This window comes from uncultured Senegalimassilia sp. (genome assembly GCF_934632265.1).
Lineage (GTDB): Bacteria > Actinomycetota > Coriobacteriia > Coriobacteriales > Eggerthellaceae > Senegalimassilia.
This window is the reverse complement of the sequence record NZ_CAKTYH010000137.1, coordinates 1-4,660: the sequence shown is the minus strand read 5'-3', so window position 1 is coordinate 4,660 and position 4,660 is coordinate 1. Positions and strand designations below refer to the sequence as shown.

The 4,660-nt window shown below is 65.8% G+C and carries 5 protein-coding genes; 1 reads left to right on the top strand and 4 read right to left on the bottom strand.

The features are described from left to right. Positions 1-453: MFS transporter (locus Q0H50_RS08505; RefSeq protein WP_294421410.1), on the top strand; the 453-nt coding region annotated here is incomplete at its 5' end. Between the two features lie 38 nt (positions 454-491). On the opposite strand, the gene Q0H50_RS08500 is transcribed toward Q0H50_RS08505, so the two are convergent. The 4 genes from Q0H50_RS08500 to Q0H50_RS08485 form a co-directional block, all read right to left on the bottom strand. After that, positions 492-914 carry a potassium channel family protein gene (locus tag Q0H50_RS08500; protein ID WP_294421408.1) on the bottom strand — a complete coding sequence of 141 codons (423 nt, stop codon included), beginning with the start codon at positions 912-914 and terminating at the stop codon, positions 492-494. Beyond that, the gene (locus Q0H50_RS08495) at positions 907-2,283 is read right to left on the bottom strand and encodes a chloride channel protein (protein ID WP_294421407.1); all 1,377 of its coding nucleotides are present in this window, start codon (positions 2,281-2,283) and stop codon (positions 907-909) included. The genes Q0H50_RS08500 and Q0H50_RS08495 overlap by 8 nt, the downstream gene beginning before the upstream one ends. A gap of 102 nt (positions 2,284-2,385) precedes the next feature. Beyond that, entirely contained in the window at positions 2,386-2,910 is a 525-nt protein-coding gene (locus Q0H50_RS08490; RefSeq protein ID WP_294421405.1) for a hypothetical protein, read from the bottom strand. A 416-nt stretch (positions 2,911-3,326) separates the two neighbouring features. Then, on the bottom strand, positions 3,327-4,376 hold the full coding sequence (locus Q0H50_RS08485) for an inorganic phosphate transporter (protein ID WP_294421403.1): 1,050 nt from the start codon (positions 4,374-4,376) through the stop codon (positions 3,327-3,329). Positions 4,377-4,660: the final 284 nt, after the last annotated feature.

The window sequence follows — 4,660 nt, the reverse complement described above, 5'->3', positions numbered from 1 at the left end:
GGCATGGCGCTTTTGCCCGGAGCGGTCATCGGCGCCTTCGCCGCGCTGGTTGCGGGCCGTATGTTCGACAAGCAGGGGGTGCGCCGCCCCACGCTCATGGGCACCGCCGTCTTCGCCGTGGGAGCGGCGGGATTCCCGTTCCTGTACGGCGATTCGCCCATCGCATTGGTGGCGGCGGTGTATACCGTTTTGGCCGCGGGCATCCAGTTCGCATCGGCGCCCGTGAACACCTGGGCGATCAACGCGCTTCCCAACGACGCCGTCCAACACGCGCAATGCACCGGTAACACCATCAATCAGATCGCCGGCTCGTTCGGCACGGCCCTGCTGGTGTCCGTCTCCGCGACCGCCTCGAAGGCCTCGCAGGGCGTTGCCGCCGCACAGGCTTCGTTCGCCGGCTATCATGCGGCGTTTGCGTCACCGCGGCACTCATGGCCTGCGCGATCGTCCTGACCGTGCTGCTGGTACGCGACTGGAAGCGCCGCTGAGCGCTATTTCCCGCGGCGGTACTCCTTCACGCGTTCGCAAAACGATGCCAGCTCTTCGGGCATCATCTCGTCGAGCCGCTCCAGGTTCTCGGCGAAATGCGCCAGCGTGCCCTCCTGGCGCTGGCGCAGCATGGCGTTGCAATAACTGACCACCACGCCGGTGATAAGGGCGATGTAGAAGATGCTCACCACGCTGAGTAGCACGGTGGCGATGCGCGCCACCGGCCCCGCCGCCGTCACATCGCCGAAGCCGATAGTGGAAACGGCCTGGAAGCTGAACCACATGCCGTCGCCGAACGTGTTCGCCACCGGGTCGGCAAGCCACACCGCCAGCGAGCACAGCAGGAACACCACGACGAACAGGCAGGTGATGGGGCCGAAACCCGCTTGCCGCTCGATCTCCACGAGCATGCGCAGCCTACGCATGGCGCACCCCTTCCCCGTCTGAAAGCCGCGAGCCGGAAGCGTCCTGGCCATCGTCGGACGCATCTTCGGCCTTCTGCGGGCTCAGCGCCCGCGGCAGCGGGATGGCCGCGCCGATGGCGGCCGCTGCCAGCATCACGATCACGCCCTTGAGCGGGAAGCACATGACCAGCAGAAGCGCCGCCATAAGCGGCTGGCGCATGACCGCGCCCATAAGCGCCGAGGTGCACGCGGCGACGCAGAACACCGCGTCGGCGCCGCTGATCTGGGCAAAGCCGTAGCCAAGCGCGATGCCCGAGAAGATTACCGGGAAGAAATGGCCGCCGCGCCAGCCAAGCTTGATGCACGCGGGGGTGAGCGCCGCCTTCACGAAGCCCGTCGCCACCAACGCGCCTGCCGGGATGGCGGTCCAGCGCGCCATGAGCAGGGTGGACTGCGTTTCGCCGGCGAACATGGTATAGGGAAGCGCCATGCCGCAAACCGCCAAAGCCAGGCCGGCCAGCATCGCCTTGGCGACGGGCCTGTCGCCCATGCGGCGCGCCAACGCGTCGGCAGCGGCGCCCGAGGCATGGTAGGCCCAGCCGCAGGCCGTGCCCGCAAGCGCCAACGGCACCAGCCACGCAAGCTCGCGCGGCCCCACATTAGCGGCCGAGAACCGCGGCAGGCCGCCCCCGCCCCCGATCAACTCCGCAAGCCCGAAAAACGCACCGAGGGCGCCCACCACGGCGCACAGGTACACCGCCGCCTTGCCGGCGCGCGGCAGCTTGATATCCACCTCGCCTTCAGGCACGCGCCCGTCGGCCGTGCCCGCAAGCGGAGCCGCAAAACCATACAGCGGGGCAGTGAACAGGGCCGTCAGCGCAGCCTGCGTGCCCGCCACGGTCATGGCGCGGAAGTCGGCGCCGAAGCGACGCATGCGGTCGCCCACCCACGCGCACAGACCGGCGATCACGCCCGTCAGGCCCGCCTCGGGGCCTACGCTGCCGCCGAACAGCAGCGGCAGCAGCGCAGAGAGCGAGCGCTTGCCAAGGTGGTCGTAAGGGTAGCGCCCTTCGCCTTTCACCTTGCCCATGACCACGTTCAGATCCTCGGGGGCGAAGCCGACGTGCTTGTCGTACAGCCCGATGGCAAGGCCGCCGATCAGGCACACGATCAGCGGCCATGCGGCGAAGCCGAACGGCCCCGACGCCAGCACCGGCACCTCCTGCCCCGCCGCGGCCCCGAGCATTTGCGGCAGCATCTCCCACAAAAGGCCCAGGCCGATGTCCATGCAGAAGAAGAACGCCCACACGAACGCGCCGGCGATAGCGCCCGTGATCAGCACGCAAAGCGCGAACAGCAGCCGGTTCGCCGGCTTGGCAAGCTTGCCCATGAAAACCCCTTGGCATCAAGCTGCGAACCGGGGGCACGCAGCATTGCGGATATGTCAGCCATATTGTAACCGTTGACCCGCCGGGCAAGGGTAAGGCCCTCCCTAGCCTTCGGCAACCTCCACCACATCCGTGACCACCTCAAGCGGACATTGCGCCACCACGGCCTGGCCCCTGTCGCCCAGATCGATCAGTGCCGAATCTCCCTCCTGCGGGGTAACGTGGAAGGAGATGGTGTTGCCGGAAGGCGCGTCGGTGATGGTGACCTCTTCGCCGTTGGAGGTGGCATTGCCCACCCATGACTCGTAGGTGCCATCGGCCGCCCGCACCGCCAGGATACGCTGCGTCCCATCGTCGGTGAGCGCGTAGTACACCGTTGCCCCGTCGTCGGTCTGGCCTACGTAAGCGCCGGTCACCTCCTGGATTACCTTGGTGACCATCACAGGGTCCGCGCTCGCCGCGCCGGCGTCGCCCTGTTCGACCACGGCGGATTCCTCCACCACCTGGCCGTTGTCGTCGTTCGAGTTGCCGCTGCAACCGGCAAGCGCGCCGCCCGTTATGGCCAGCGTCGCCGCAATCGCCACCGCTGCCGATGCGCGCTGCACGCCCTTGATATGCTTCTCGTTCATGATGCGCTCCTATCGCGTCCGTTCGGGCCCTATTGCCCGACGCCGCAGTATAGGAGCGGCGAAACCCCGCGCCGCGCCCGTCCGGCATGCGTTTCCGCTCCATAACCGACCCGTTCACAGCACGCCGCCAACCCGTTGCCCTCCCGTTGGGAACGCGGGCCCGCAGCAGCATAAGCGCAAGATTCAGCGGGCGCCGCCGGACGCCGAAATCGCCGCAAAACCAGATGCCCCCTGCGGACACCGCTGCGGATGACGCCGCTGAGCGACGCCGCAAAAGCGCGCCCAAAGCCCCGCACGCACCCCGGCCCGAGCAGCAAAAAACCGCCTCCCGTCCTTGGTTGCCCAAAAGACGAAAGGCGGTTCGAAAAGCGACCGGGCCCGAAACCCCGAAAGCGCCGACAAACAGCGGGCGCCGTTTACGCCAGCATCATGAACAGCTTCGCCAGCACGAAGCCGATAAGGCCGCATGCGGGGAACGTGATCACCCATGCCAGCAGCATGTTCTTGGCGATGCTCCAGTTCACGCGCTTGATGGAGCGGCTGGCGCCCACGCCCATGATAGCCGACGTGTTGCAGTGGCCCGTGGACACGGGCATGCCGGTGAGGCTTGCGAACAGCAGCGTGAACACCGTGGAGAAGTTGGCCGCCACGCCCTGGTACTTCTCCAGCTTCACCATATCCATGCCCACGGACTTGATGATGCGCTTGCCGCCCACCACCGTGCCGGCAGAGATGGCCAGCGAGCACGTGATCATGACCCACATAGGGAAGCCGCCCGCATCGGGCGTGGAGCTGCCGAAGGAAAGCGCGATGCCCAGCATGGCGATGGACATGAACTTCTGGCCGTCCTGCGCGCCGTGCAAAAACGACAGCGCCACCGCGCACAGATCTTGGATGGCGGTGAAGGCGATGTTGGCCGCCTGACGGTTGGCCATCTCGAACACACGCTCGATGATCTTCGTAAACACCCAGCCCAGCGCAAAACCCGCCAGCAGGGAGAACACCATGCCGTAGATGACCTTGACCCACTCGGAGGGCACGACGCCCGCCCAGCCGTTCATGGCCACCGCGCCGCCGGTGATGCCAGCGATAAGGGAGTGCGATTTCGAACAGGGGATACCGAAGAACCAGCAGAAGATGCCCCAGCCTATGGCACCTATCATGGCCGCCACCAGGGCCAATAAGGCGGCATCGGTGTTTCCCGAGAAGTCGACCATGCCGAACATGGTCTTCGCCACCGCCGTGGAGATGAACGTCATGCCCACCAGGCCGACGAAGTTGAACACCGCCGCCAGGCCGATGGCCGTGTTCGGCTTAAGGCAACGCGTGGAGACCACCGTCGCGATGGCGTTCGGCGCGTCGGTTGCGCCGGACACCGCGGTAACGCCGATGATGAGCACCAAAATGACGAACAGGATAGGCTGAGCCATAGCCTGCGCAAGAAAGTCAGCAAACGTAAGCGCCATGCAATTCCCCATACTCTGTAAGAGCTGCGTCAATTTTTTGACGTACGTCTAACAATACTACATTCGGCCATGCGAGCGCTATGCCTTGGACCCAGCTTCTTCAATCAACTTTTACGCGCCGCGCCCCATCGAGCGTCCGAACGTCGACGGCTCCCCCGACAGCCCGCCCGCACCGCTCCCTAAAACGCAACAATCGGGGTGAAACGCGAACAGACGATATGCCCATCGAGATGGCAGCAAGATAGGAAGCCTCGCTGTTGTTGATTCATATGCGCCTTCGTCGG